General features: G+C 69.0%; 22 protein-coding genes and 1 pseudogene. 13 read left to right on the top strand and 10 right to left on the bottom strand.

Going from position 1 to position 26086, the window contains the following annotated elements; translation table 11 throughout:
• Positions 1-87 precede the first annotated feature (87 nt).
• The 4 genes from ACM14_RS14635 (at position 88) to ACM14_RS14650 (ending at position 4188) form a co-directional block, all read left to right on the top strand.
• Positions 88-1272 (top strand): PLP-dependent aminotransferase family protein, encoded by a 1185-nt coding sequence (locus ACM14_RS14635; protein ID WP_013800341.1) that lies wholly within the window; start codon positions 88-90, stop codon positions 1270-1272.
• A gap of 87 nt (positions 1273-1359) precedes the next feature.
• Positions 1360-2319: a PhzF family phenazine biosynthesis protein gene (locus ACM14_RS14640; RefSeq protein ID WP_065346539.1), complete on the top strand. Its 960-nt coding sequence runs from the start codon at positions 1360-1362 to the stop codon at positions 2317-2319.
• Positions 2320-2410: 91 nt separating this feature from the next.
• Positions 2411-3094: a histidine phosphatase family protein gene (locus ACM14_RS14645; protein WP_034398008.1), complete on the top strand. Its 684-nt coding sequence runs from the start codon at positions 2411-2413 to the stop codon at positions 3092-3094.
• Between the two features lie 119 nt (positions 3095-3213).
• Positions 3214-4188, top strand: coding sequence for a tripartite tricarboxylate transporter substrate binding protein (locus ACM14_RS14650; protein ID WP_065346530.1), 975 nt, complete (start codon positions 3214-3216; stop codon positions 4186-4188).
• A gap of 363 nt (positions 4189-4551) precedes the next feature.
• Here ACM14_RS14650 and ACM14_RS14655 read toward each other — a convergent pair whose 3' ends face one another.
• Together ACM14_RS14655 and ACM14_RS14660 are read right to left on the bottom strand one after the other, a co-directional pair.
• Positions 4552-5415, bottom strand: a complete 864-nt coding sequence (locus tag ACM14_RS14655) for a creatininase family protein (RefSeq protein WP_065346531.1) — start codon at positions 5413-5415, stop codon at positions 4552-4554.
• A gap of 41 nt (positions 5416-5456) precedes the next feature.
• A complete protein-coding gene (locus tag ACM14_RS14660; RefSeq protein WP_065346532.1) occupies positions 5457-6434 on the bottom strand; it encodes a tripartite tricarboxylate transporter substrate binding protein in 978 nt (325 codons plus the stop codon).
• A 214-nt stretch (positions 6435-6648) separates the two neighbouring features.
• On the opposite strand from ACM14_RS14660, the gene ACM14_RS14665 reads away from it, so the two are divergent.
• From ACM14_RS14665 to ACM14_RS14680, 4 genes are all read left to right on the top strand, one after another.
• A complete protein-coding gene (locus ACM14_RS14665) occupies positions 6649-8919 on the top strand; it encodes a protein-disulfide reductase DsbD (RefSeq protein WP_065346533.1) in 2271 nt (756 codons plus the stop codon).
• 193 nt (positions 8920-9112) lie between these two features.
• The gene (locus tag ACM14_RS14670) at positions 9113-9646 is read left to right on the top strand and encodes a hypothetical protein (RefSeq protein ID WP_013800334.1); all 534 of its coding nucleotides are present in this window, start codon (positions 9113-9115) and stop codon (positions 9644-9646) included.
• Between the two features lie 234 nt (positions 9647-9880).
• Entirely contained in the window at positions 9881-11152 is a 1272-nt protein-coding gene (nhaA, locus tag ACM14_RS14675; RefSeq protein WP_065346534.1) for a Na+/H+ antiporter NhaA, read from the top strand.
• Positions 11153-11180: 28 nt separating this feature from the next.
• On the top strand, positions 11181-11648 hold the full coding sequence (locus tag ACM14_RS14680) for a CoA-binding protein (RefSeq protein WP_065346540.1): 468 nt from the start codon (positions 11181-11183) through the stop codon (positions 11646-11648).
• A 255-nt stretch (positions 11649-11903) separates the two neighbouring features.
• On the opposite strand, the gene ACM14_RS14685 is transcribed toward ACM14_RS14680, so the two are convergent.
• Positions 11904-12737: a GNAT family N-acetyltransferase gene (locus tag ACM14_RS14685; protein WP_065346541.1), complete on the bottom strand. Its 834-nt coding sequence runs from the start codon at positions 12735-12737 to the stop codon at positions 11904-11906.
• A gap of 307 nt (positions 12738-13044) precedes the next feature.
• On the opposite strand from ACM14_RS14685, the gene ACM14_RS14690 reads away from it, so the two are divergent.
• Positions 13045-14877: a methyl-accepting chemotaxis protein gene (locus ACM14_RS14690; RefSeq protein WP_063327651.1), complete on the top strand. Its 1833-nt coding sequence runs from the start codon at positions 13045-13047 to the stop codon at positions 14875-14877.
• Positions 14878-14896: 19 nt separating this feature from the next.
• On the opposite strand, the gene ACM14_RS14695 is transcribed toward ACM14_RS14690, so the two are convergent.
• On the bottom strand, positions 14897-15715 hold the full coding sequence (locus ACM14_RS14695; RefSeq protein ID WP_174549409.1) for an IclR family transcriptional regulator: 819 nt from the start codon (positions 15713-15715) through the stop codon (positions 14897-14899).
• A 149-nt stretch (positions 15716-15864) separates the two neighbouring features.
• Here ACM14_RS14695 and ACM14_RS14700 point away from each other — a divergent pair, with 149 nt between their 5' ends.
• From ACM14_RS14700 to ACM14_RS14715, 4 genes are all read left to right on the top strand, one after another.
• Positions 15865-16830 carry an MBL fold metallo-hydrolase gene (locus ACM14_RS14700; RefSeq protein WP_013800328.1) on the top strand — a complete coding sequence of 322 codons (966 nt, stop codon included), beginning with the start codon at positions 15865-15867 and terminating at the stop codon, positions 16828-16830.
• Between the two features lie 132 nt (positions 16831-16962).
• Positions 16963-18654: an FAD-dependent oxidoreductase gene (locus ACM14_RS14705; protein ID WP_065346535.1), complete on the top strand. Its 1692-nt coding sequence runs from the start codon at positions 16963-16965 to the stop codon at positions 18652-18654.
• A gap of 31 nt (positions 18655-18685) precedes the next feature.
• Complete coding sequence (locus ACM14_RS14710) at positions 18686-18952, top strand: DUF2783 domain-containing protein (RefSeq protein WP_013800326.1); 267 nt, start codon at positions 18686-18688, stop codon at positions 18950-18952.
• Positions 18953-19056: 104 nt separating this feature from the next.
• Entirely contained in the window at positions 19057-20028 is a 972-nt protein-coding gene (locus ACM14_RS14715; RefSeq protein ID WP_065346536.1) for a tripartite tricarboxylate transporter substrate binding protein, read from the top strand.
• A gap of 69 nt (positions 20029-20097) precedes the next feature.
• On the opposite strand, the gene ACM14_RS14720 is transcribed toward ACM14_RS14715, so the two are convergent.
• The 6 genes and pseudogenes from ACM14_RS14720 to ACM14_RS14745 all read right to left on the bottom strand — a co-directional run.
• A complete protein-coding gene (locus tag ACM14_RS14720) occupies positions 20098-20847 on the bottom strand; it encodes an ABC transporter ATP-binding protein (protein WP_065346537.1) in 750 nt (249 codons plus the stop codon).
• Positions 20844-22736: an ATP-binding cassette domain-containing protein gene (locus ACM14_RS14725; protein ID WP_012202506.1), complete on the bottom strand. Its 1893-nt coding sequence runs from the start codon at positions 22734-22736 to the stop codon at positions 20844-20846. Before ACM14_RS14725 ends, ACM14_RS14720 begins: the two co-directional genes overlap by 4 nt.
• Positions 22733-23761 (bottom strand): branched-chain amino acid ABC transporter permease, encoded by a 1029-nt coding sequence (locus ACM14_RS14730; RefSeq protein ID WP_012202505.1) that lies wholly within the window; start codon positions 23759-23761, stop codon positions 22733-22735. Before ACM14_RS14730 ends, ACM14_RS14725 begins: the two co-directional genes overlap by 4 nt.
• An 83-nt stretch (positions 23762-23844) precedes the next feature.
• Positions 23845-24996 (bottom strand): ABC transporter substrate-binding protein, encoded by a 1152-nt coding sequence (locus tag ACM14_RS14735; protein WP_012202504.1) that lies wholly within the window; start codon positions 24994-24996, stop codon positions 23845-23847.
• A gap of 35 nt (positions 24997-25031) precedes the next feature.
• Positions 25032-25691: a TetR/AcrR family transcriptional regulator gene (locus ACM14_RS14740; protein WP_063327653.1), complete on the bottom strand. Its 660-nt coding sequence runs from the start codon at positions 25689-25691 to the stop codon at positions 25032-25034.
• A 17-nt stretch (positions 25692-25708) separates the two neighbouring features.
• A pseudogene (locus ACM14_RS14745) lies at positions 25709-26086 on the bottom strand (phenylacetate--CoA ligase); the annotation flags it as partial.

Consider the following 26086-nt stretch of genomic DNA (forward strand, 5'->3'; position numbering starts at 1 on the left):
GGCCGGCCCGTGCCCCACGACGGCATGGCAATCCATACCAGCCCGCCCGCATGGCGGGCACCGCAAAGACCTGGAACTGCTTTTTTTATGACGACCTGGACGCTGGCAGACCGTGCTGCCAAGATGAACCCCTCCGCCATCCGCGAAATCCTCAAGCTCACCGACCGTCCCGGCATCATCAGCATGGCGGGCGGCCTGCCCTCGCCGCTGGCCTTCCCGCTGGACGAGTTCACCCAGGCCTGCCAGACCGTGATGCAGCGCGATGGCGCCTCGGCCCTGCAGTACGCCACCAGCGAGGGCTTCGCCCCCCTGCGCCAGGCCGTGGCCGACTTCCTGCCCTGGGAAGTGGACCCCGACCAGGTGCTGATCACCACCGGCTCGCAGCAGGCGCTGGACCTGATCGGCAAGGTCTTCCTGGACCGTGGCAGCCGCATGCTGGTCGAAAAGCCCACCTACCTGGGCGCGCTGCAGGCCTTTGCACCGCAGGAACCGATTCCCGTGGGCGTGGACAGCGATGACGACGGCATCCTCGTCGAGGACTTCGCCGCCAAGGCCGGCACCGGCGCCGACAAGGCCCGCCTGGCCTACGTGCTGCCCAACTTCCAGAACCCCACCGGCCGCACCATGGCCGAGGCACGCCGCCAGGCCCTGGTGGACAAGGCGCGCGAACTCAACATCCCGCTGATCGAGGACAACCCCTACGGCGACCTGTGGTTCGAGCAGGCCCCCGCCCTGCCGCTGGCCGCGCGCAACCCCGAAGGCGTGATCTACCTGGGCTCGTTTTCCAAGGTGCTGGCCCCCGGCCTGCGCATCGGCTTCCTGGTGGCGCCCAAGTCCGTCTACAACAAGCTGCTGCAGGCCAAGCAGGCGGCCGACCTGCACACGCCGGGCTTCAACCAGCGCGTGGTCTCCGAGGTCATCAAGGACGGCTTCCTGGACCGCCATGTGCCCACCATCCGCGCCATGTACAAGCGCCAGCGCGATGCCATGCTGGCCGCGCTGGAACGCGAAATGGCCGGCCTGGACGTGCAGTGGACCCGTCCCGTGGGCGGCATGTTCCTGTGGGTTCGCCTGCCCAAGGGCATGGATGCGCAAAAGCTGCTGCCCGCCGCCGTGGAACGCGGCACGGCCTTCGTGCCCGGCGCGCCGTTCTATGCGGACGAGCCCCAGGCCAACACGCTGCGCCTGTCCTACGTGACGGTGTCGGCCGAGCAGATCGACAAGGGCATCGCCGCCCTGGCCGACGCCATCCGCTCGCAGCTGTCGGCCTGATACGCACAGCCCCGGCTGTTCCCTGAAAGCCGGCTTTGCGCCGGCTTTCTTCATCCTGCATTGCCCATCGCACCCCTGCCCCTTGCCATGACCTCCACCGCCGCACCCCGCCAGCGCCCCTTCATGACCGTGGATGTGTTCACGGCACGGCCCTACCTGGGCAATCCGCTGGCCGTCGTGCTCGACGCCACCGGGTTGACCGATGCGCAGATGCAGTCCTTCGCGGCCTGGACCAATCTGTCCGAGACCACCTTCGTGCTGCCTCCCACCGAGGCGGGCCGCGCTGCAGGCGCCGACTACCGCGTGCGCATCTTCACGCCGGGCGGCGAGCTGCCCTTTGCCGGCCATCCCACGCTGGGCAGCTGCCATGCCTGGCTGGCGCAGGGCGGCGTGCCGCAGCAGGCGCAGCGCATCGTGCAGGAGTGCGCCAAGGGGCTGATCGGCATCGAGCGCCAGGACGGGCGCCTGGCCTTTCAGGCACCGTCCACCGACATCAGCGACGTGGAGCCCGGCATGCTGGATGACGTGGCGGCCGCGCTGGGCGCAGAACGCGGCCAGATCCTGCGTGCGGCCTGGCTGGACAACGGCCCGCGCTGGATGGGCGTGCTCTTCGAACACCCCGACCAGGTGCTGTCGCTGGAGCCCGACCATGCAAGGCTCAAGGCGCTGAACACCAAGGTGGGCGCCTGCGCGTTGTACGAAAGCGCGCAAGATGCACCGGCACTGATCGGCCGCAGCAGCCGCGAGGCCCGCGCCTTTGCCACGGGCCAGCGGCCAGCCGCAGCCGAGACGGATGCCGCCCCCAGCCTGGAAGTGCGCGGCTTCGCCAGCCCCGTCGGCGTCACTGAAGATCCCGTCACCGGCAGCCTCAATGCCAGTCTGGCCCTGTGGCTGCGCGGCGAAGGCCTGCTGCATGCGCCCTACATCGCCAGCCAGGGCTGCTGCGTGGGGCGCGACGGGCGCGTCCACGTCAGCGAGGACGCGCAGGGCGCGCTGTGGATAGGCGGCCATGTCGTGGAATGCGTGAGCGGCCAGGTGCTGTTGTAGAGCCTGCCGGGTTGCCGGAATCTGTCGCCAAGGCGGCAGCCAGTCACCCGCAGGACAAACGCCAGCGCCGGCGCTGGCCACAATCCGCGCCATGGGAACCCTCTATCTTGTGCGCCATGGCCAGGCCTCGTTTGGTGCCGAAGACTATGACCAGCTCAGCGAGCGCGGCACGGCGCAGTCGCAAAGGCTGGGTGCCTACTGGCGAGAGCGCGGCCTGCGCTTCGACGCGGTCTACACGGGCACGCTGCGCCGCCATGCGCAGACACTGGCCGGCATCGCCGACGGCCTGGGCAGCCTGCCTGCCGAGCAACACCGCACCCAGGCGCTTGCAGGCCTCGATGAATACGACAGCGGCGCGCTGCTGCAGGCCATTCATCCGGCGCCCCTGCCCAAGCCCGACACACCCGAGCTGTACCGCCACCACTTCCGCCTGCTGTGCGATGCCCTGGCCCAGTGGATGGCCGGCACCATCAGCCCCAAAGGCATGCCCAGCTGGGATGATTTCTCGGGCGGCGTGCGCCAGGTGCTGGAGCGCGTGCGCCACGAGCATGCCGACGAAAACGTGCTGCTGGTCAGCAGTGGCGGCCCCATCTCCACCGCCGTGGGCCATGTGCTGGGCACCTCGCCCGAGGTCACCATTGCGCTGAACATGCGCATCCGCAACAGCGCCGTGACCGAGTTCACCACCAGCCCCAAGCGCCTGATGCTGCAGACCTTCAACACGCTCAACCACCTGGACACGGACGAGCACCGCAGCTGGATCACGCACGCCTGATACAGCACCGGCAAGGCTGTCACACAGCTATCGCGCCAAGGCATAGCAGCCAGAACACGGGCGCTCTGGGCCGGCCTGCGCTTTTGCGCCAAACTCGCCGGCCAGGAGACAAAAGACCCATGAACAAACGCCGTTTCACGCGCAGCGCCCTGGCCTGCGCGGCCCTGCTGCTGGCCGCCATCACCAGCCAGGCCCAGCCCCTGTCGAACAAGCCCATCCGCATCGTCGTGCCCTTTGGCGCAGGCGGCGTGGCCGACGTCACCTCGCGCGTCGTCGCGCAAAAACTGGCCTCGCAGCTGGGCCAGCCCGTCATCATCGACAACAAGCCCAGCGCAGGCGGCATCGTCGCGGCCGACACCGTGGCCAAGTCCGCGCCCGACGGGCACACGCTGTTCCTCATGTCCAACGGCAGTGCCGTCACCGTGGGGCTGTTCAGCCAGCTGCCCTTCGACATGGTCAAGGACTTCACGCCGATTTCCACCCTGGGCTACTTCGACATCGGCGTGCTCACCGCCAGCGACTCGCGCTTCAAGAACCTGGGCGAGCTGGTGGCCTGGGCCAAGGCCAACCCCGGCAAGCTCAACATCGGCAGCATCGCCATCGGCAGCACCCAGCACCTGGCAGCCGAACTGTTCAAGACCACCGCCGGCATCGACGCCCAGATCGTGCCCTTCAACGGCACCCCTGCCGTGGTCACGGCCCTGCGCGGCAAGCAGATCGACGCGGCCGTGGAAATCCTCACGCCCATCATGGGCCAGATCAACTCCAAGGCCGTCAACCTGCTGGCCATCACCGGCGACAAGCGCTCGGCCCTGCTGCCCGGCGTGCCCACGGCCCAGGAGTCAGGCGTCAAGGGCTTCGTCGCCTCCTCCTGGAACGCCCTGGCCGCCCCCGCCAAGACCCCTCCGGAAATCATCGCCCGCCTGAACAAGGAAATCGCCGCCGCCGTGAACTCCCCCGAAGTCACGCAGAAACTGCGCGAAATGAACGTGCAGGCCCAAGCCAGCACGCCCGAGCAGACCACGCAATTGCTGCAATCGGAAATCAGGCGCTGGGGCGACGTGATCGTCCAGGCCAAGATCCCAAAGCAATGAAGCAATGAAGCAATAAAGGAATAGGCCGAGCGAAGCAAAGGCCCGAGCAAACTCCCCGTATGTCAGCGCCTGCGTCGTGGCGGTTGCGGGGTTGCAAGCCTGCCGAAGGACAGGCTTGCTTCGTGATCTGACTCGCCGTGATGTTTGAACGTAGCGCGCAGCGCGAAGTGAGTTTCACGGCGAATCCCGCAGCCGCCACGACGCAGGTGGCCCCGCAGCGCAGCGAAGGGGTCGCGGACATTTGGGCGCATTTCTTTGCCTACTTTCTTGCTGCGCGGCAAGAAAGTAGGTCGGCCGCCGGGCCGAATTCCGGCCTCGCAAAACCACCACCCGGCAGGGTCCAAAAACGACCCCGCAACAAACCTACAGCGGCTCCGGCGCCCGCCCCACAGTATCCGCAGGCAGCGCAACCATCTCGGACAACAACCGCACCAGCCCCCGAGCCGAAGCCTCCACCATCAAAGCCCCCCGCTCGGCCGTGGCCCCCGCAGCATTCCCCACCGCCCCGCAAACGTTGTAATCCTCGATGGCCCAGCCCATCTTGGCGCTTCGCCCATTGCCCAGCAAGGCATGCCGCTGCGCCCGATCCTCCGAAGTGGAATGAAAGTCCCGCGCATGCTCCATGCGCACGGTCTCCGGCGCCAGGTGCAGCATCATCGACGTCTCGACCTCCCCGCCATGGATGCCGAAGCGGTGCTCATGCGCGCTGAACTGCGCATTGGCCGCATCGTCCACCAGTCCGAACCAGCTGCTGCTGTAGACCAGCAGGCCATGGCGCATGCGCAGCTCGCGCGCCACGATGTCCATCACGCTGACTTGGCCGCCATGGCCGTTGAGCAGCAGCAGCCGGCGCACGCCGGCCCGCGCCACGCAGGCGCCCAGCTCGGTCCACAGCGCGATCACCGTGGCGGGCGACAGCGTCAGCGTGCCGGCAAAGGATTGGTGCTCCACGCTGAAGCCGATGTTCTGCGGCGGAAGGAACAGCGCGGGCAGGTCGGCCGGCAGCAGCGGCAGGGCCGCATCGATCACGCCCTGCAGCAGGCAGGCGTCGACGGACATCGGCAGGTGCGGACCGTGCTGCTCCACGGCGGCCACGGGCAGCACGGCGATGGTTTCGGCAGCCAGGCCGCTGGCCTGGGCCTGCGCAAAGTCGCGTGCAGAGGCCTCGGCCCACCAGCGGGAAGGCCAGGCGCCGGGGGATATCTGTTCAGGCGGGGAGTCTTGCATGGCCCGATATTAGGGCCATCCATGGGCTGCCGGAGCCCTCCTCACTCGGCCTTGAAGTTGGATTCCTTGACGATGCGTTTCCAGCGCTCGTTGTCCGACTCGATCAGCCGCGCGAACTCCTCGGGCGTTCCCCGGCGCGGCACATAGCTGTAGCTGCGCAGCTTGGCCAGCACGTCGGGCATCTGCATGACCTTGTCCATCTGCTGCGCGAGCTGGGCCACGATGTCGCGGGGCGTGCCCTTGGGCGCCAGCAGGCCCGACCAGGAGCTGAAGCCCATGCCGTCCACGCCGGCCTCCTTGATGGTGGGCACCTGGGGAAAGACTTCGGCGCGCTGGGGCAGCAGCACGGCCAGCGCCTTGACCTTGCCCGTGCGGATCATCTCCACCGAGGTGAAGGAGTCGAACGAGAAATCCACCTCGCCCGCCACCACGGCCTGCATCTGCGGCGCCGTGCCCTTGTACTGGGCGTTGACGATGCCCGGCGCGCCAATCACCTTCTTGAACTGCTCGGTGATCAGCGAAATCATGCTGCTGCCCGAGGACACGCTCAACGGCTTGCCCTGTTTGGCCATGGCGACCAGCTCCTGGAGGCTGTTCACGGGCAGGTCCTTGCGTGCGATGAGGACGAAGCCCACGTCGCACAGATGGCTGATGGGCTCGAAGCTGGACAGCGCCTCGTAGCTGGTCTTGTAGAGCACGGGGCTCAGGGTCTGCGCGCCGGCCGTGTTCATCAGCAGGGTGTAGCCGTCAGGCGCGGCGCGGGCGGCCAGTTCCGTGCCGATGACGCCGTTGGCACCGCCCTTGTTGTCCACCAAGAAGGACTGGCCGGTCAGCTCCCCGAGCTTTTGCATGGCCAGCCGCGCCACCACGTCGGTGGTGCCACCGGCAGGAAAGGGCACGATCACGCGCACTGACTTGTCGGGATAGGCAGCGGCCGCGCTTGCGTGCTGCGGCAGTCCCCAGGCTGCGGCCGCTGCCGCGCCAGCGGCCAGGAAGTGGCGGCGAGATGTCTCCTGCATGGCTTGTCTCCTTGTGTTGCTCTATCCCGGATGGGTGGCCGGTCCATGATGGGCAACGGACATATTGCCTGTCCAATACCAAGCGCCTATGCAACGATATCTTTTGCCAATCGTCCTGCAGCCGGCCACAGGCGATCTCTCTGGACGGCCCGCTACCATCGCAGCCTGCAGCCGGGGGAACCAAAGACCATGCCCCTGGCTCCCACAGTCCGCCATGCCGCACCAACCACCTCTTCGCCACACTGCCCCCCAGCACCTCGCCTTCTGGCTCCTCGCCTTTTTCCTTGCCGCCGCCAGCCTGCTTGCCACCCCTGCCGGCGCGCAGCTGCGCCTGAAGACCGGCAGCGGGGCGGCCGCGGCCGTGGACACGCCACGCGTGCGGGCCGAGCTCGTGGCCCAGGCACCCGAAGGCGTTCAACCCGGACAGACGCTGTGGCTGGGCCTGCTGATCACCCACCAGCCCGAATGGCATACCTATTGGAAGAACGCCGGTGACTCCGGCCTGGCCACCGAGCTGAACTGGCAGCTGCCTGCAGGCCTGACGGCTGGCGAGATCCAGTGGCCCGTGCCCGAGGCGCTGCGCGTGGGCCCCCTGCTCAACTACGGCTATGAGGGCCAGGTGCTGCTGCCCGTGCCCGTGCAGGTGGCCGCCGACTTCAAGCCGCCCGCGTCCGGCATGCTGGACCTGCGCCTGCATGCGAACTGGCTGGTCTGCCGCGTGGAGTGCATTCCCGAGGAAGGCGATTTCCAGCTGCAGCTGCCCGTGCAGGGCAGCACGGCAGGCCAGGGACAGGCCTTCACCCAGGCCTGGGCGCTCAAGCCCCAGGCACTGTCTGCGCCAGCCCAGGCCAAGGTGGTGCCGGCCAGCCAGCCAGCCGCACAAGGCAGGACGCCCGACGAGCGCGTGCAGCTGCGCATCGAGGGCCTGCCGGAATCCCTGCAGAGCCGCACGCTGGACTTCTATCCCGAATCTTCCGACACCTTCCACCACGCGGCAGAACTGGGCAAGGACTGGCAGCAGCGCTGGGACGGCGCGGCCTGGGTGGCCGATCTGCCCCTGTCCGACATGCGCGGCGACACTCCGGCCAAGCTGCCCGTGGTTCTGGCCCTGCCACCCGCCGAGCGCGCCGCAGCGCTGGAGCAGGGCCAGCCCGTGGCCTGGCGCGCCGAGGCCCCGGTCGAGGGCCGCTGGACGGCTGCCGCCATGGCCAGCGTTTCCCCCGCACTGGCCGCTGCCCTGGCGGCCAACCAGGCCGCTGCGCCTGCTGCCAGCGCCACCAGCCTGTGGATGGCCCTGCTCGGTGGTCTGGTGGGTGGACTGATCCTGAACCTCATGCCCTGCGTCTTCCCGGTGCTGGCCATCAAGATCCTGGGCTTTGCACGCCATGGACAGGACCGCCGCGCCCAGCGCCTGGGCGGGCTGGCCTATACGGCCGGCGTGGTCCTGTCCTTTCTGGCCCTGGGCGGACTGCTGCTGGCGCTGCGCGCGGCGGGCGAGCAGCTGGGCTGGGGCTTTCAACTGCAGTCGCCGGCCATCGTGGCCTTGCTGGCAGCCCTGTTCACGCTGCTGGGGCTGAACCTGGCAGGCCTGTTCGAGTTCGGCTCCATGCTGCCCGGCCGCTGGGCTGCGGCCCATGCGCGCCATCCGGTGGCCGATGCCTTTCTGTCCGGCGTGCTGGCCGTGGCCATTGCCTCGCCCTGCACGGCGCCGTTCATGGGCGCCTCGCTGGGCTTTGCCATCGACATGCCGGCCCTGCAGGCGCTGACGGTGTTCGCCGCCCTGGGCCTGGGCATGGCCCTGCCCTATCTGCTGGCCAGCTTCGTCCCCGCCGTGGTGCGCTGGCTGCCGCGTCCGGGCGCCTGGATGGATACCTTCCGCCGCGCCATGGCCTTCCCCATGTTCGCCACCGTGGTCTGGCTGGTCTGGGTGCTGGGGCACCAAAGCGGCATCGACGCCGCCACCGCGCTGCTGGCCCTGCTGCTGGCCTTCAGCGCCCTGGTCTGGACGCTGACGCTCAAGGGCCGCACGCGCGCCGTGCTGGCCACGCTGGCCGTGGTGCTGGCAGGCGCGCTGCTGGCCACCACCGCGCCCCTGATCACCACGCCTGCCCAGGCGGAGGGCACGGGCACGGTGTACGCTGCAGGCGAGCGCTGGCAGCCCTGGTCAGCCGCCCGCGTGGCCGAGCTGCAGGCGGCGGGCAAGCCCGTGTTCGTGGACTACACGGCCGCCTGGTGCGTGACCTGCCAGGTCAACAAGCGCACCACGCTCAACCATGAAGAGGTGCTGGCCGCCTTCGACAAGCACGGCGTGACCCTGCTGCGCGCCGACTGGACGCGGCGCGACCCGGCCATCACCGCTGCGCTGCAGCAACTGGGCCGCAGCGGCGTGCCCGTCTATGTGCTGCATGCGCCGGGCAAGCCCCCGGTGGTGCTCAGCGAGCTGCTATCGAAGAGCGAGGTACTGGGGGCATTGGCCGCGCTTTGACGGCACGACCTCCTGGGACAAACCCCGATTTTGGGTAGGTCCCAGGCCTACATTTGTTGCAGCGCACGCCGTCCTAGACTGGATGCATCCGGGGAATACCGCAATCCGAACGCTAGGCGCCGCGGCTGCCGCCCGACTCCGGAGACCCGCCCGCGCGGCAACTGCCCGCCCTGCACGACACAGGAGGTGGGCCATGCATGCACTGATCACCCATTCGCACCCTTCGGGGGTGCACCATCGTTCACGCGGCAAGGGATTGCTGCTGGCGCTGGGGCTTGCCAGCCTGGCCGTGGCGGGGATCGTCCTGCCGTTTGTCTGGGACCTGCTAGGCTTCGTCAACGGATTGCCCAAGATGGGATGGCTGCAGTCCATCCTGGCGGTCTCGCCGGTGTTCAGCTGGCTGATGATGTTCGCCTGGGGCCTGGCCGTTCCCGTGGCGCTGATCTATGCGCTCTACCACCCGCAGACCCATCCCTGGGGCAATGCCGCCATGGTGGCGGGCGCCATGTTCATCGCCGTCACCTGGTACGTGCACATGCCCGCCGCATCGCAGTGCACGGCGATGTACCCGCAGACCGGCATGGCCTGCTCGGTGCTGCAATGGGGCTTCAGCATGAGCCTGGGCGTGGCAACGGCGGCCTATGTGTTCCTGGTCTTCATGATTGCGCTGTCCTCGCTGGGGCTGCTGGCCGAATGCGTTGCGCGCAATGAGCCGCCCAGGCCCTGAATCCGCAGGGTCTTGCGCAAGCGTCCCGGCCACCGATTTTTTGCCGCCGGGCCGCCCCAAGGCAAAAAGCGGCCCCCTCGGGGGGCAGCGGACCTTGCGCAGCAAAGGGAGTGGGGGCTTCTTTTATAATGGCCGCTGGGTGTCCAGACCGCATGGGGCGGCAGGACAGGTGTTGATAGCGCAGGTCGGGCCGCCTGCGCACCGGGGCCGCAAGGCCCCTTTGCTGCTTTGCACATGAACACCTACACGACCCTGCGGCCGTCCGGCCCGCGCACGCCCCTTTTCCTGTCTTTCGCCGATCGCGTCGGCGCGTTCCTCTCCCGCTGGTCCCATGCCGAGGCCGCGGGCGGCATCGTGCTGCTGCTGGCAGCGGCCGCCGCCCTGCTCTGGGCGAACTCCGGCTGGGCCGGCTCCTATGAGGCGCTGTGGCACACGCCGCTGAGCGTGGGCCTGGGCCCGTGGCAGCTGTCGCAATCCCTCCATTTCTGGGTCAACGATGCGCTGATGAGCGTGTTCTTTCTCGTGGTCGGCATGGAGATACGCCGCGAGATGCATTCCGGCGCACTGGCCCAGCCGCGCCAGGCGCTGCTGCCCGTGATGGCCGCGCTGGGCGGCGTGGTGGCGCCGGCCCTGATCTTCCTGGCCTTCAATGCCGCGCCGCCGCTACGCAATGGCTGGGCCGTGCCCACGGCCACCGACATCGCCTTTGCCATGGGCGTGCTGGCCCTGCTGGGCCGGGGCCTGCCGCCCGCGCTGCGCGTGTTCCTGCTGGCGCTGGCCATCATCGACGACCTGGTGGCCGTGCTCATCATTGCGCTGTTCTATTCGGGCGGGCTGCAGTGGAGCCAGCTGCTGGTGGCCGCCGCCGGCCTGGCCGGCGTGTTCCTGCTGCAGTCGCTGGGCGTGCGCCGCGCCTGGGCCTATGTGCTGCCGGGCGCCGTGCTCTGGTGGGGCATCTGGCAGACCGGCGCCCATCCCACGCTGGCCGGTGTGGTGCTGGGTCTGGTGACGCCCGTGCACGCACTGGCAGGCCGCGAAAGCGCAGCGCCCGTGGAGCGTGTGCAGGCGGACCTGCATCCCTGGGTCGCCTTTGGCGTGATGCCGCTGTTTGCGCTGGCCAATGCCGGCGTGCCGCTGCAGGGCGCGGGCACCGCTGGCATTGATGTGGCGGGCACTTCGGCCGTGATGTGGGGCGTGGCCCTGGCCCTGGTGCTGGGCAAGCCGCTGGGCGTGCTGCTCAGCTGCTGGCTGGCCGTGCGCCTGCGGATGTGCGCGCTGCCGCCAGGCATGGGCTGGAGCGACACGCTGCTGGCCGGCCTGCTGGCCGGCATTGGCTTCACCATGGCCATCTTCATCGCCACGCTGGCCTTTGACAGCGAGGCCCTGCTCAATGCCGCCAAGCTGGGGGTGCTGATGGCCTCGGCCACGGCCGCCGTGCTGGGCCTGGCCTGGGGCCTGGTGCTGCGCCGCCGCCATGCTGCGGCCGCGACAGTGCAGCCGGCCTGATCCGCATGCGCTGCGTACACTGCGGCGCATGAGTGATACAGCCACAGACTCCCGCCTGCGTGACATCCTCGTGCAGTGCCGCACCCTGGCCGTGGTCGGCCTGTCGCCGCAGCCCGACCGGCCCAGCCACCAGGCCTCGCAGTACATGCAGCGCCACGGCTACCGCATCGTTCCCGTGAACCCCGTGGTGGCACGCGAAGGCGGACGCATCCTGGGCGAGCCCGTCCATGCCAGCCTGGCCGACGCTGCGGCCGCACTGGCCGCACAGGGCCTGCGCATCGACATGGTCGATTGCTTCCGAAAGAGCGAGGACATCCCGCCGCTGGCCGCCGAGGCGATTGCCATCGGCGCGCGCTGCCTGTGGCTGCAATTGGGCGTGGTCAACGACAAAGCCCTGGAACTGGCCCGCGCCGCCGGCCTGTGGACCGTGCAGGACCGCTGCGTGAAGATCGAACACCAGCGCCTGCTGGCCGATGCCCCAGCCGCTGCCCGGTAGCTCAGGAATTGCCCATGAAAAAGGCCGCAGCCCCTGAAAGGCTGCGGCCTGCAATTGGCGTGGACCAAGGCCCGGTCAGTCCGGTGCAGGTTACCTGCCTCCGTCCGGGTGTCTGCTTCAGCCCACATCCAGCATCATGCACGGTCTTTGTGACAGCCCTGTGATGCACATCACGGTCCGGCTCACTGCACAAGAAGCCGGATCCGCCCTCTCTTTCCGAAAATCCCCCGATTCCCCCCAAGCGCCGGGACGGCCTCAGCCGCGCCGCGTGAACAGGCGCATGTAGCGCGAAGGCAGGTCCTGCATGCGCATCATGATGGGCAGGTCTGCCGTGTTGAAGTCGCTGTCCCAGGCCGGCGCGCCCAGCACCTTGGCCCCCGTGCGCAGATAGCCCTGGATCAGCGCGGGCGGCTCCACGCTCATGCCGCTGGTGCTGACCGATGCCAACTCCTCGGGCAGGGCCACGCGGGGACGCACCTGCAGCTCGGGCTCGGCCAGATGGGTCTGGCGCAGTTGCTGCCAGACGCGCGCCGGGCCCTCGCCGTGGGCCAGGCCCGGGTACTGCATGGGAATGCTGGCGCAGCCGACCATGGCGTCCAGCTGGTTGCGCTGCATGAATTCGGCCAGGGCGCCCCACAGCGCCAGGATCACACCGCCCTGGCGGTGCGACGCATGCACGCAGCTGCGGCCCAGCTCCACCATGCGCGGGCGCCAGGCGTGCAGCGGGGCGAGGTCGAATTCCTGGTCGGAGTACAGGCCCCCGGCGCGCAGCGCCTGGGTGGGGGTGAGCAGGCGGTAGGTGCCGATCACCACGCCCCGGTCGGCATCGCAGACCATCAGGTGCTCGCAGAAATCGTCGAAGGCGTCGATGTCGTGCCCGGCCAGCGGCGTCTGCAGCACCGCGCCCATCTCGGCGGCGAACACCGCGTGGCGCAGGCGCTGCACCTGTCGCACTTCGTCAAGGTGCCGGGCCCAGCGCACGTCCAGCCGCAGCGGTTTGTCTGCGGCCTGGGGTGGCTGGAGAAGCGCGGAAAGCGGGGGCTTGGCGACGTCGATCGCCGCGTTGCGAAGGGTGTCCAGAACGTCCATATGCCCGCCTTCCTCGTCATGTTGGACGCAGTCGGTGACCTGCCTGTGCCACTCGGTTTGCCTGCGTGCCGCCATTGTGGAAAGCCGCCATGAAAGTCCCGCGACGGTTGCGTTACAGCAACATGTCACACCGCACTGCAATGGTGCATTGCAGCAAATGCCTCTATGACAGGTGTTGCGCGCAAGTTGGTGCACGCCATCCCAGGGTTGGCATGTCGTCAAGAATGAAACAAATTGTGCGTTAATGACAGGGCCGCATGCCCGGCCATCGCGGCTTGCGGAGTCCTCAGTCTTCCCTTGCCGCGCCATGCTCCAGACCCTTCGCTCCAAGATTCTTGCCATCAGCACAGCCACCGTGGTCGGCGCCCTTGCCATCACGGGGGCTGCCACGTACCACATCGTCCGCGGCAGCACGTTCCAGACCATCGAACAGGATCTGGATGCCATCACCGCAGGCAACACCATGGCCATCGACCAGTGGGTGGCCTCCAAGGCACGCGCCGTCAGCGCCGCCGCCGCCGTGATCGAGCATGGCGACCCGCAGGGCTTTGCCGCCCACATGGGCCAGGCCAGCGGCTTCCCCATCACCACGGTGGGCTGGCAGGACAAGACCTACAAGTCCACCACCAGCACCCCGCCCGACTACGACCCCACGGCCCGCCCCTGGTACAAGAGCGCCGTGCAGGCCGGCAAGCTGACGCTGACCAAGCCCTATGGCGACTCCACCACGGGCGTGCCCTATGTGGCCTTCGTGGCGCCCATGCTGCGCGGCGGCGCGCTGCAGGGCGTGATCAGCGGTGCCGTGCCGCTGGAGGGCGTGCGCGAGGTGGTCTCGGCCATCCGCCCCACGCCCGGCAGCCTGGGCTTTGTGGTCAGCCGTGACGGCCAGGTGCTGGCGCATGCCGATGCCAAGCTGCTGCTCAAGCCCACCTCCGACCTCTCCGAGCTGCTCACGCCGGCTGCGCTGACCGCGCTGGCCAGCGCCACGGCGCCGCTGGAAGTGAACCTGGGCGGCAGCGCCAAGCTGCTCAAGGCCCGCCCAGTGCAGGGCACGGACTGGCTGCTGGTGGTGGCGCTGGACAAGGCCGAGGCCACGACCGGACTGCAAAGCGTGCTCAAGACGCTTGCCATCGCCATCGTGCTGCTGGCCTGCCTGGCCACGGCCGTGGCGGCGGCGCTGACGGCCCAGTCCTTCCGGCGCCTGTCGCAGGTGCGCGACGCCATGGACAAGATCGGCTCGGGCGGCGGCGACCTGACGCAGCGCCTGCCGGTGTCGGGCAATGACGAAGTGGCGCAGATCGCCTCGTCCTTCAACGGCTTCGTCGAGCAGATCGGCACCGTGCTCAAGGATGTGCGCAACGGCGTGGAGTCCATGAAGACCGCCACCGACGAGATCAAGCTGGGCAACCTGGACCTGTCCAACCGCACCGAGTCCTCGGCCAGCAGCCTGCAGGAGACCTCGGCCTCGCTGTCGCAGCTGACGGCCAATGTGCGCCAGTCGGCCGAGGCGGCCGCCATGGCCACGCGCCTGGCCCAGTCGGCCAGCAGCTCGGCCACCAAGGGTGGCGACGTGGTGGGCAGCGCCGTGAGCACGATGGACGACATCTCCAAGGCCTCGTCCAAGATCGGCGAGATCATCGGCGTCATCGACGCCATCGCCTTCCAGACCAACATCCTGGCGCTCAATGCCGCCGTCGAGGCAGCCCGCGCCGGTGAGCAGGGCCGGGGCTTTGCCGTGGTGGCGGCAGAAGTGCGCAGCCTGGCCCACCGCAGCGCGGCGGCCGCCAAGGAGATCAAGACCCTGATCGACGCCTCCGGCGCCAGCGTGGCCATGGGCACGGACCGCGTGCGCGCGGCCGGCCAGACCATGGGCGAGATCGTGGACGGCATCCAGCGCGTCTCCCAGATCATTGTCGAGATCAACGGCGCCATGACCGAGCAGAGCGTGGGCATCGGCCAGATCAACCAGGCCGTGGCCGACATGGACCGCGCCACGCAGCAGAACGCCGCGCTGGTGGAGGAGTCCACCGCCGCATCGTCCGTGCTCAACGAGCAGGCCCACCACCTGTCGCGCACGGTGGCCGGCTTCACGCTGGAAGGGCGTGCGCCTGCCCGGGATCAGCTGCTGCTCACCAACTGAGCCGCAGCAAGCGACGGGCTCAGGCCTGGGCCGGCGCTCCCAGGCGCTGGGACAGGCTGCGCGCCTGGGCCTGCAGCAGCAGGGCCGGCCGGCCTTGCAGGTCCAGGTCCAGCGTGGCCGAAGGGCCGATGGCGGCAATGGCCAGCACCAACTGGCCAAAGCCGTCGAACACCGGCACGGCCAGCGCGCTCACGCCTGACAGCAGCTGGTTCTCGACCCGGCTCAGGCGGCTGGCGCGGATGGCGGCCAGCTCTTTTGCAAAGGCGGGCTCCTCCAGGCTGTGGCCTTCCGCGTCCAGCAGGGGCGCGATGCGCCCGGGCTCGCCAAAGGCCGCAAAGATCTTTCCCGTGGCCGTGTGGCGCAGCGATGCGGGCGTGCCGTGGCGCATGGCCACATAGACATGGGTGGGCCCCTCTTCCACGCGGATGATGGTCGGGCCCTGGCCGCTCCACATGGCAATCGACACCGTGCTGCCCACCTCCTGCGCCAGCGCGGGCAGCTCGGCGATCGCCAGGCGCACGGGATCGGCCTGCTGCAGGCTGATCAGCCCCATCTGTATGGCCAGCGGCCCCAGGCCGTAGTGGCCGCTGGCGCGGTCCTGCTCCATCAGGCCCAGCTTGCAGAAGCTCACCAGGTAGGGGTGGGCCTTGGCCGCCGTCATGCCGGCCTCGCGCGCCAGATCCTTCAGCGCCATGCGCCGACCGGTGCGCGCCAGCGCCTTGAGCAGCTGGCCGCCGACCTCCACGCTCTGGATGCCGCGCGGGCCGCGCGCGGGCTCGTCATCGGCGCTGTCGGAGGGGAAGACGGGGTCGTTCGGGGAGGAGGCGGCATCGGACATGGCAGGCATTGTGAAGGCTGGAACCCGAGTTTTGCGGCTCCGAGGGTTTTTCACTATGTCAAATGAATTGTTCAATGTTGAATTTTTCCCTAGCATTCAGGCATTCGATAAAAACAAACGCATTTGTCCATCTCAAAAGCAGGATACCCATGACCACCAAGACCTTTGCCTCCGCCGCCGACCTCGAAATCAAGCAGGTCAGCTTCGACAAGCTCTCCGAGCACGCCTACGCCTACACGGCCGAAGGCGACCCCAACACCGGCATCATCATTGGCGACGACGCGGTGATGGTGATCGACACCCAGGCCACGCCCGTCATGGCCCAGGACGTGATCCGCCGCATCCGCGAGGTCACCGACAAGCCCATCAAATACGTCACGCTGTCGCACTACCACGCGGTGCGCGTGCTGGGCGCCTCGGCCTTCTTCGCGGAAGGCGCCGAGCACATCATTGCCAGCCAGGACACCTATGACCTCATCGTGGAGCGCGGCGAGCAGGACAAGGCCAGCGAGATCGGCCGCTTCCCGCGCCTGTTCCAGAACGTGGAAAGCGTGCCCGACGGCATGACCTGGCCCACCCTGACCTTCACCGGCAAGATGACGCTGTGGCTGGGAAAGCTGGAAGTGCAGATCCTGCAGCTGGGCCGCGGCCACACCAAGGGCGACACCGTGGTCTGGCTGCCCCAGGACAAGGTGCTGTTCAGCGGCGACCTGGTGGAGTTCGGCGCCACCCCCTATGCGGGCGACGCCTACTTCCAGGACTGGCCGCACACGCTGGACGCCATCGCCGCCCTGCAGCCCGAAAAGCTCGTGCCCGGCCGGGGCGCCGCGCTGCAGACGCCGGCCGAGGTGCAGGCCGGCCTGGCCGGCACGCGCGACTTCATCAGCGACCTGTGGACCGAGGTCAAGGCCGGCGCCGATGCCCAGCAGGACCTGCGCAAGGTCTACGAGGCCGCCTTCGCCAAGCTGCAGCCCAAGTACGGCCAGTGGGTGATCTTCAACCACTGCATGCCCTTCGATGTGACCCGCGCCTATGACGAGGCATCGGGCCACGCCGACCCGCGCATCTGGACCGCCGAGCGCGACCGCCAGATGTGGCTGGCGCTCGAAGGCTGATGCACGGCGGCGTCCGGGCCTGAACACCGGCACGCCCGCCCATCGCACCCGTCCGTGAACCGGCGCCCTGGCGCGCCGGCGGGGATGGCTGCGCCCTTTTTTCCACACTGCCCACGCCAGAGGACGAACACCATGTCCCACCCCGCCATCTCCCTGCAAGCGCTGCGCGGCAGCGGCGCAGACATACAGTCCATCCACATCCCCTACGAGCGCCATGCCGACCAGGACGCCGGTGCGGACACGCCCGCCCGGCATCCCGTGGTCATCGTCGGCGCCGGCCCCGTAGGCCTGTCGCTGGCCATCGACCTGGCCCAGCGCGGCCAGCGCGTGGTGCTGCTGGACAACGACTGCCGGCTGTCCACGGGCTCGCGCGCCATCTGCTTTTCCAAGCGCACTCTGGAGATCTGGGACCGCCTGGGCGTGGGCCAGCCCATGGTGGACAAGGGCGTGTCCTGGAACCTGGGCAAGGTCTTCTTCAAGGACCAGCCGCTGTACCGCTTCGACCTGCTGCCCGAGGACGGCCATGAGCGTCCGGCCTTCATCAACCTGCAGCAGTACTACGCCGAGGCCTACCTGGTCGAGCGCGCACTGCAGCTGCCGCTGATCGACCTGCGCTGGCACAGCAAGGTCACGGCACTGGAGCCGCAGGCCGAGGGCGCGCTGCTGACCGTGGAGACGCCCGATGGCAGCTACCGCATCGATGCGCAATGGGTCCTGGCCTGCGACGGCTCGCGCTCGCCGCTGCGTGGCCTGCTGGGCCAGGAAAGCCATGGCCGCATCTTCCGCGACCGCTTCCTGATCGCCGACGTGAAGATGCACGCCGAATTCCCCACCGAGCGCTGGTTCTGGTTCGACCCGCCCTTCCACCCGGGCCAGAGCGTGCTGCTGCACCGCCAGCCCGACGATGTCTGGCGCATCGACTTCCAGCTGGGCTGGGACGCGGACCCCGAGGAAGAGAAAAAGCCCGAGAACATCATTCCCCGCATCCGCGCCCTGCTGGGCAAGGACGCGCCCTTCGAGCTGGAATGGGCCAGCGTCTACACCTTCGCCTGCCTGCGCATGGACCGCTTCGTCCATGGCCGCGTGGTCTTCGCGGGCGACAGCGCCCACGGCGTCTCGCCGTTTGGCGCACGCGGCGCCAACAGCGGCGTGCAGGATGCCGAGAACCTGGCCTGGAAGCTGGACCGCGTGCTGCGCGGCCAGGCCGATGCCTCGCTGATCGCCACCTACGGCGCCGAGCGCGAATACGCGGCCGACGAGAACATCCGCAACTCCACGCGCGCCACCGACTTCATCACGCCCAAGAGCGAGATCAGCCGCCTGTTCCGCGACGCCGTGCTGGACCTGGCGCGCGACCATGAATTCGCGCGCCGCATCGTCAACAGCGGGCGGCTGTCCGTGCCGGCCACGCTGCACGGCTCCGCGCTCAACACGCCCGACACCGACACCTTCGACGGAACGCAGCTGCCCGGCGCCGTGCTGGCCGATGCGCCCATGCGCCGGCCCGGCGCAGACGGCACGGCCTGGCTGCTGCGCGCTCTGGGACCGGACTTCACGCTGCTGCACTTCGGCCCCACGCCGGCCTGGGCGCAGGCGCTGCCCGGCGTGCTCAACCTGTCCATTGCGGCCGAGGGCGAGGCCCATGCGCCAGACGCCGACCTCATCGATGCGCGCGGCCTGGCGGCCAAACGCCTGGATGCACGCCCCGGCACCAGCTACCTGCTGCGGCCTGACCAGCATGTCTGCGCGCGCTGGCGCCGCCCCGACGAGGCCGGCGTGCGCGCCGCGCTGCAAAGAGCCTGCGGCGCCGCCGCCACGGCCTGAACCTCTTACACCCCATCCACAGGAGACCGCCATGCTGCTGTCCACCCACCCCAACCTGCAGGCCTGCGACGATTTCTACGAAGCCCTGATCGCCACCCACCAGGGGCTCGATACCGCGCAAAGCCATGCCCTCAATGCCCGCCTCGTGCTGCTGCTGGCCAACCACATCGGCCACCAGGGCACCTTGCTGCATGCGCTCGAACTGGCCCGCGCCAGCGCAGGACTTGCCCCTGCCGGCGCGGACCCGGCCGAGCGCGGCGCCGTGACGCCGGTCGCCCCGGTGCACGCGGCCGCCTGAAGCCGCGCGCCGCCGCCCGTGCGGCGGCCTGCCATCCCCACAAAGGCGCCCGCCTCACACCTTGGACATCTCACAAGGGCGCCGCATACAACATGGAGACAAGGATGCAACGCAAGCAGTTTCTGGCCGCACTGGCCTGCTCGGGCCTGGCCCTGGCCGCAGGGCCTGCCGCCCTGGCACAGGACAAGCCCCTGGAATGGGTCGTGGGCTATGCGGCCGGCGGCGGCTCGGACGTGGTCGCCCGCGTCATCGCCGAGGCCATGGGCCGCAACATGGAGCGGGTCATCGTCATCAACAACAAGCCCGGCGCAGGCACCAACATCGCGGCCGAGTACAGCGCCCGCTCGCGCGACCACGGCAACCTCATGTTCACGGCCGACTTCGCCACGCTGGCGGCCAACCCCTTCCTGTTCAGCAAGCTCAACTACAACGCCGAGCGCGACTTCAAGCCCGTGGGCATGCTGGTGCGCTTTCCCATGCTGCTGGTGGTCAACAACGAGGTGCCCGCCACCAACCTCGCCGAATTCCTGGCCTGGGCCAAACAGCAAAAGACCGGCGTGAGCTGGGGCTCGGCCGGACTGGGCAGCCCCCACCACCTGGTGGGCGAGCTGTTCCGCGAACAGGCGGGCATCAGCAACATGACCCATGTTCCCTACCGTGGCGCCGCCCCGGCCGTGCAGGACGTGGTCGGCGGCCAGATTCCCGCCATGTGGGCCGACAGCGCCACCATCATTCCCTTCCTGAGCGAGAAAAAGCTCAAGGCCATCGGCGTGGCCAGCCCCGCCCGCGTGGACGTTCTGCCCCAGGTCGCCACGCTGCAGGAGCAGGGTCTGAAAGGTTTCGAGGGCTATGCCTGGCAGGGCATCGTCGTGCCCACGGGCAGCTCGGCCGAGGTGGTCAAGAAGTTCAGCCAGTCGCTGCAGCAGGCCCTGGCCGACACCCGCACCAAGGCACGCCTGGCCGCCATGGGCGTGGAGCCCATGCCCGGCAGCGCCGACCAGATGGGCCAGTTCGTGCGCGCCGAGCGCAGCAAGTGGGGCCGGGTGATCTCGGCCAACAACATCAAGCTGGATTGAGCGCCACGCTGCAGATGCAAAAAGGCTGCCGGTCCGGCAGTCTTTTTCGTTGTGGCGGGAGGTTGCGTCTCAGGCCACCGCCTCCGCCTCCGCACTGCGCCCCATCCCCAGATAGGTATCGATGATGCGCCGGTCATGCAGCAGCTCCCTGGCCGCGCCGCTGAGGGCCACGGCGCCCATCTCCAGCACGTAGGCACGGTCGGCCACCTTGAGGGCGGCGCGCGCGTTCTGCTCGACCAGCAGCACCGAGACGCCGTGGTCGCGCAGCCCGGCCACGACCTGCAGCACCTCGCGCACGATCAGCGGCGCCAGGCCCAGCGAGGGCTCGTCCAGCAGCAGCAGGCGCGGGCGCGCCATCAGCGCGCGGCCGATGGCCAGCATCTGGCGCTCGCCGCCCGACAGGGTGGAGGCCATCTGCGGGCGCCGCTCCCTCAGGCGCGGGAAGATGGCAAAGACCTCGTCCATGCGCTGCGCCTGGTCGCGCAGGCCCCGGCGCCAGCGCGAGAAGCCGCCCAGCAGCAGGTTGTCTTCCACCGACATCTCGCCGAACAGCTCGCGCTTTTCGGGCACCAGGGCCACGCCGTTGGCCACCATGACCTCGACGCCGGGGCGTGCGATGCGCTTGCCGTCCAGATGGATCTCGCCGCGCGAGGGCAGCAGGCCCATGGCGGCCGACAGCAGCGTGGTCTTGCCCGCGCCGTTGGGGCCGATGACGGTGACGATCTCGCCGCTGCGCACATCCAGATCCACCTGGTGCACGGCCTCCACGGGACCGTAGGACACGCTCAGGCCCTTGAGCTGCAAAAGGATGTCGCTCATGCCGTCTCTCCGGTTGCCTCGTCGTCGTCGCCGCCGCCCAGGTAGGCATCCAGCACGCGCTGGTTGACCTGGATCTGGGCCGGCGTGCCTTCGGCGATCACGGTGCCGAACTCCAGCACCGTGATGCGGTCCGCAAGATTCATGACGAACTCCATGTCGTGCTCCACGACGAGAATGCCCAGCCCCTCGGCGCGCAGCTGGCGCAGCAGGTCGGCCAGGGCCTGTTTTTCCAGGTGGCGCAGGCCGGCGGCCGGCTCGTCCAGCAGCAGGGCCGCAGGCTGTCCGGCCAGGGCGCGTGCGATCTCCACGATGCGCTGCTGGCCCAGGGCCAGCGAGGCGGCCGGCACATCGGCGAAAGCGCCCAGGCCGCAGCGCTCGATCTGGCGGCGCGCCTCGGCCAGCACCGAGGCCTCCTCGGCCCGGTCCAGGCGCAGCATGGAGGCCAGCCAGCCCCGGTGCGCACGCCGGTGCGCGCCCACGGCCACGTTCTCCAGCACGCTGCGCTGGCCCAGCAGGCGCACATGCTGGAAGGTGCGGCCCAGGCCCAGGGCGGCGAAGCGGCGCGAGGGCGCATCGTTCATGGCCTGGTCCATGAAGCGCACCTGGCCCTCGGTGGGCGAGTCCACGCCCGAGATCATGTTGAAGAAGGTGCTCTTGCCCGCGCCGTTGGGGCCGATCAGCGCATGCACCTCGCCGGCCTTGAGCGTCATGGCCACATCGTTGTTGGCCACCAGGCCGCCGAAGCGCTTGGTCACATGCTCGGCCGCCAGCAGCACCTGGCCCGTAGCGGGCAGCGCGCGCTGCGCCAGCGGCGCAGCGTCCGCCAGCTTCAGATCGGACACGGGCCGGCGCACCCAGCGCGCCGTGAGCGCCTGCAGCGTGGGCCACAGGCCTTCTGCAAAGCGCTGCAGCACCAGCACCATCAGCAGGCCGAAGACGATGACCTCGAAGTTGCCGCTGGTGCCCAGCAGGGCCGGCAATATGTCCTGCAGCTTTTGCTTGACCAGAGTGATCAGCGTGGCGCCCAGCACCGCGCCCCACAGGTGGCCGGCGCCGCCGACCACGGCCATGAACAGGTACTCGATGCCCACGTTGAGGTTGAAGGGCGCCGGGCTCACGAAGCGCTGCATGTGGGCGTAGAGCCAGCCCGACAGCGTGGCCAGCAGGGCCGCCAGCACGAAGAGCTTGACGCGGTAGTGCGCCGTGTCGATGCCCATGGACTCGGCCATGACGCGGCCGCCGCGCAGCGCGCGGATGGCCCGGCCCTCGCGCGAGTCCAGCAGGTTGTGCAACAGCCACAGCGCCACCAGCAGCACGGCCCAGATCACCACGCCCATGGCGCGCGGCGAGGCCAGCGAGACGCCGCCGATCACCAGCGGCGCAATGCCCGTGATGCCGGTCTGCCCGCCCAGGAACTCCATGTTGCCGAACAGGTAGTACAGGCTCAGCCCCCAGGCGATGGTGCACAGCGGCAGGTAGTGGCCCTGCAGCTTGACCGTGACCGCGCCCAGCAGCCAGGCCACGACGAAGGTGATGAGCAGGCCCAGCGCCAGGCCCACCCAGGGCAGGCCCGCCGCGCCCACCAGCCCGCCCAGCGCCGCCACCGAGGCAGGCGCCGTGCAGACCCAGGCCGTGGCATAGGCGCCGATGCCCACGAAGGCCGCCTGGCCGAACGAGGTCATGCCGCCCACGCCGGTCAGCATCACCAGGCCTGCGGCCACCATGGCGAACAGGCCGATGTAGCTGAGGATGACGACGGTGAAATCAGGCAGAAAGCCCCAGGACGCGGCCAGCAGCGCAATGGCGGCCACCGTGAGCACGCGCGTGCTGATGCCGCCCGAGGCGGCCTTGGCAGGCGCCGCGGCCTGCGAGGAAACGGGGGCGCTCATTCTTCTTCCTCCACATGGTGGCTATTGCGCGATCGCCACCACAGCACCGGGATGATCAGCGTGAACACCAGCACCTCCTTGTAGGCACTGGCCCAGAACGACGAGAAGGCCTCCAGCAACCCGACCAGCAGCGCGCCGGCCAGGGCCAGCGGGTAGCTGGCCAGCCCGCCCACGATGGCGGCCACGAAGCCCTTGAGGCCGATCAGAAAGCCGGTGTCGTAGTACACCGTGGTCAGCGGCGCGATCAGCAGGCCGGAGATGGCGCCGATCAGCGCGGCCAGCGCAAAGCTCACGTCGCCGGCCATGGCCGTGGGAATGCCCATGAGGCGTGCGCCCACGCGGTTGATGGCCGTGGCGCGCAGCGCCTTGCCGATCATGGAACGCTCGAAGAACACGAACAGCAGGGCCACCAGCACCAGGGTCACGCCCACCACCACAAGGGACTGGCCCGAGATCGTGATGTCGCCCAGGCGCAGCTGCGCCTCGGAAAACGCGGGGGTGCGCGAGCCTTCGGCACCGAAGAACAGCAACCCCAGGCCGACCAGCACGCCGTGCATGGCCACCGAGACGATGAGCAGCATCAGCACCGAGGCATGGGCCAGCGGCCGGTAGGCCAGGCGGTACAGCAGCGGCCCCATCGGCGTGATCAGCACCAGGGTGGCCAGCGCCTGCAGCATCAGCGAGGACGGGCGCAGCCCCCAGGCCAGGGCCACGGCAATGGCCGGCAGCGCCAGGCACCACAGGAAGGTGGCGGGCCAGCTCACCTGGCTGCCCGCGCGCCAGCGCAGCAGGTCCACCACCAGCACGGCGGCGGCCAGGGCCAGCAGCAGCCACAGCGTGGTGGGCACGCGGCCGGCCTGCATCATGGCCAGGGTGAGCGCGCCGAAGGCGACGAACTCGCCCTGCGGAATGAAGATGATGCGGGTGACCGAGAACACCAGCACCAGGGCCAGCGCCATCAGGCCGTAGACGGCGCCGTTGACGATGCCGTCCTGCCCCAGCAGCAGGGCGATTTGCAGATCCATGATCGACTTTCGAGCAGGCGCGGCCGAGCGCCACAGCGGCCGCCGCCAGGTGCGGCAGCCGCTGCGGCCTCAGGCCCGCAGGTTCAGGGCTGGTACTTCCAGGTGCCGTTCTCGATCTTGACCATGACGGCCGCGCGCTGGTCCAGGCCCAGGTGGTCGGTGGGCGTCATGTTGAAGATGCCGTGGGCGCCGGCCACGTCCTTGGTCTGCTCCAGCGCATCGCGCAGGGCGGCGCGGAACTCGGCCGTGCCGGGCTGGGCCTTCTTGAGCGCGGCGGGAATCGCCGCTTCGAGCACGCGGCCCGCATCCCAGGAATGCGCGCCAAAGGTCGATGCCGTGCCCTTGCCGTTGGCGGCCTCGTAGGCCTCCACATAGGAGACGGCAGACTTCTTGACCGGGTTGCTGTCGGGCAGCTGGTGGGCCACCAGCACGGGGCCGGCGGGCAGCAGCGTGCCTTCCACATCCTTGCCGCCCACGCGCAGGAAGTCGGCATTGGCCACGCCGTGGGTCTGGTAGATCTTGCCCTGGTAGCCACGCTCCTTGAGCGATTTCTGCGGCAGCGCGGCCGGCGTGCCCGAGCCTGCGATCAGCACCGCATCGGGCTTGGCGGACATGAGCTTGAGCGTCTGGCCCGTGACCGAGGTATCGCTGCGCGAATAGGCCTCGGTGGCGGTGAGCTTGAGGCCCTTGGCCTCGGCCACCTTGCGGAACTCCTGCAGCCAGCTTTCACCGTAGGCGTCGTTGAAGCCGATGTAGCCCACGGTCTTGATGCCGGCCTTGGCCATGTGCTCGCCGATGGCGGCGGCCATCATGGCGTCGTGCTGGGGCGTCTTGAAGACCCAGAACTTCTTGGCATCCACGGGCTCGACGATCTTGGCCGAGGCCGCCAGCGTGATCATGGGCGTCTTGGCCTCGGAGACCACGTCCACCATGGCCAGCGAGTTGGGCGTGATGCTGGAGCCCAGGATGACATCGACCTTGCTCTCGCTGATCAGCTTGCGCGTGTTGGCCACGGCCGCCGTGGTGTCGGAGGCGTCGTCCAGGATGATGTAGTTGACCTTCTGGCCCGCCACCGTGCGCGGCATCAGCGCCACGGTGTTCTTTTCGGGAATGCCCAGGGAGGCCGCCGGTCCGGTGGCCGAGACCACCACGCCCACATTGATGTCGGCCAGGGCCGATCCCCAGACCGTGGCCAGGGTCGCGGCCAGCAGGCCCAGTTTCGTCAAACGCTTCATGTCTGTCTCCTTGTGTTGGATGGGGCGTGGCACCTTCAGGCGCCACAATTTACCGTGGTAACTATTTTTTTGCCAGCGGTTTGATGCCCGGGTTTGCCTGGGGTCTGCACGGCCGGCAGGCCTCCGAGGAACAGGTCGGCCACCACGGGGGCCATGGCCTCGTGGTCCAGCGAGCCGTCGGGCCGCAGCCAGGTGAACATCCAGTTCATCATCCCGAACAGCAGCATGGCCAGCGCCTTGGACAGGCCCGCGCCATCGGCGTCAGGCCGCAGCTGGGCCACCGCCTGGGCAAATGTCTCGACCACGGCGCGCTCCTTGCCCAGCACGCGCTGGCGGTCGTCGTCCTGCAGGAAGCGCACGTCCTCGGTCAGCACGCGGTGGGCATGGCGGGCATGGGCGTACTCCTGCACGAAGCGCTCGATCAGCATGCGCAGCCGCGGCTCGGGCGGCAGGCCCATGGACTGCACTTCGTCCACCAGGGCCTGCAGCCGCGTCATGTGGCCATCGGTGATGTCCACCAGCAGCGCGTACTTGTCGCGGAAGTAGTGGTAGATGGTGGGCTTGGACAGGCCGCAGGCCTGGGCCACCTCGTTCATCGAAGTGCCGGGGTAGCCGCTGCGCGCGAACAGCGCGGCGGCATGGCCCAGGATCAGTTCGCGCTGGTCGTCGTATCCGGAAGATCGGCCTCGGGCCATGGGACTCCTGTGCGCGCTCAGCGGCTGCGGTGGTCGATCACGCGGCGGGCCTTGCCCACCAGGGTGCGCTCTATGGAATCGGGCCGCAGCACCTCGACCTCGGCGCTCACGCCGACCAGGGTCTTGATGCGCTGCTGCACCCACAGTGCCAGCGCCTCGGTGTCGCCCTGCGTGCCCGGCTGCATCTCGCAGCGCACGGCCAGCCGGTCCAGGTTGCCGTCGCGCGTGACCACCAGCTGGTACTGGCCCGACAGCTGGGCGTTCTGCAGCACGATCTCCTCGATCTGCGTGGGAAACAGGTTCACGCCGCGGATGATGAGCATGTCGTCGCTGCGACCCACGATCTTGCCCATGCGCCGGAAGCTGCGCGAGGTCGGCGCCAGCAGCCGCGTCAG

It is taken from the genome of Delftia sp. JD2, from assembly GCF_001682645.1.
Taxonomy (GTDB): Bacteria; Pseudomonadota; Gammaproteobacteria; order Burkholderiales; family Burkholderiaceae_C; genus Comamonas; species Comamonas acidovorans.

What these genes read in the sequence shown, in the direction of transcription:
- ACM14_RS14635 (WP_013800341.1), top strand. Translation starts at nt 88, where the DNA reads ATGACGACCTGGACGCTGGCAGACCGTGCTGCCAAGATGAACCCCTCC.
- ACM14_RS14640 (WP_065346539.1), top strand. Translation starts at nt 1,360, where the DNA reads ATGACCTCCACCGCCGCACCCCGCCAGCGCCCCTTCATGACCGTGGAT.
- ACM14_RS14645 (WP_034398008.1), top strand. Translation starts at nt 2,411, where the DNA reads ATGGGAACCCTCTATCTTGTGCGCCATGGCCAGGCCTCGTTTGGTGCC.
- ACM14_RS14650 (WP_065346530.1), top strand. Translation starts at nt 3,214, where the DNA reads ATGAACAAACGCCGTTTCACGCGCAGCGCCCTGGCCTGCGCGGCCCTG.
- ACM14_RS14655 (WP_065346531.1), bottom strand. Translation starts at nt 5,415, where the DNA reads ATGCAAGACTCCCCGCCTGAACAGATATCCCCCGGCGCCTGGCCTTCC.
- ACM14_RS14660 (WP_065346532.1), bottom strand. Translation starts at nt 6,434, where the DNA reads ATGCAGGAGACATCTCGCCGCCACTTCCTGGCCGCTGGCGCGGCAGCG.
- ACM14_RS14665 (WP_065346533.1), top strand. Translation starts at nt 6,649, where the DNA reads ATGCCGCACCAACCACCTCTTCGCCACACTGCCCCCCAGCACCTCGCC.
- ACM14_RS14670 (WP_013800334.1), top strand. Translation starts at nt 9,113, where the DNA reads ATGCATGCACTGATCACCCATTCGCACCCTTCGGGGGTGCACCATCGT.
- nhaA (WP_065346534.1), top strand. Translation starts at nt 9,881, where the DNA reads ATGAACACCTACACGACCCTGCGGCCGTCCGGCCCGCGCACGCCCCTT.
- ACM14_RS14680 (WP_065346540.1), top strand. Translation starts at nt 11,181, where the DNA reads ATGAGTGATACAGCCACAGACTCCCGCCTGCGTGACATCCTCGTGCAG.
- ACM14_RS14685 (WP_065346541.1), bottom strand. Translation starts at nt 12,737, where the DNA reads ATGGACGTTCTGGACACCCTTCGCAACGCGGCGATCGACGTCGCCAAG.
- ACM14_RS14690 (WP_063327651.1), top strand. Translation starts at nt 13,045, where the DNA reads ATGCTCCAGACCCTTCGCTCCAAGATTCTTGCCATCAGCACAGCCACC.
- ACM14_RS14695 (WP_174549409.1), bottom strand. Translation starts at nt 15,715, where the DNA reads ATGTCCGATGCCGCCTCCTCCCCGAACGACCCCGTCTTCCCCTCCGAC.
- ACM14_RS14700 (WP_013800328.1), top strand. Translation starts at nt 15,865, where the DNA reads ATGACCACCAAGACCTTTGCCTCCGCCGCCGACCTCGAAATCAAGCAG.
- ACM14_RS14705 (WP_065346535.1), top strand. Translation starts at nt 16,963, where the DNA reads ATGTCCCACCCCGCCATCTCCCTGCAAGCGCTGCGCGGCAGCGGCGCA.
- ACM14_RS14710 (WP_013800326.1), top strand. Translation starts at nt 18,686, where the DNA reads ATGCTGCTGTCCACCCACCCCAACCTGCAGGCCTGCGACGATTTCTAC.
- ACM14_RS14715 (WP_065346536.1), top strand. Translation starts at nt 19,057, where the DNA reads ATGCAACGCAAGCAGTTTCTGGCCGCACTGGCCTGCTCGGGCCTGGCC.
- ACM14_RS14720 (WP_065346537.1), bottom strand. Translation starts at nt 20,847, where the DNA reads ATGAGCGACATCCTTTTGCAGCTCAAGGGCCTGAGCGTGTCCTACGGT.
- ACM14_RS14725 (WP_012202506.1), bottom strand. Translation starts at nt 22,736, where the DNA reads ATGAGCGCCCCCGTTTCCTCGCAGGCCGCGGCGCCTGCCAAGGCCGCC.
- ACM14_RS14730 (WP_012202505.1), bottom strand. Translation starts at nt 23,761, where the DNA reads ATGGATCTGCAAATCGCCCTGCTGCTGGGGCAGGACGGCATCGTCAAC.
- ACM14_RS14735 (WP_012202504.1), bottom strand. Translation starts at nt 24,996, where the DNA reads ATGAAGCGTTTGACGAAACTGGGCCTGCTGGCCGCGACCCTGGCCACG.
- ACM14_RS14740 (WP_063327653.1), bottom strand. Translation starts at nt 25,691, where the DNA reads ATGGCCCGAGGCCGATCTTCCGGATACGACGACCAGCGCGAACTGATC.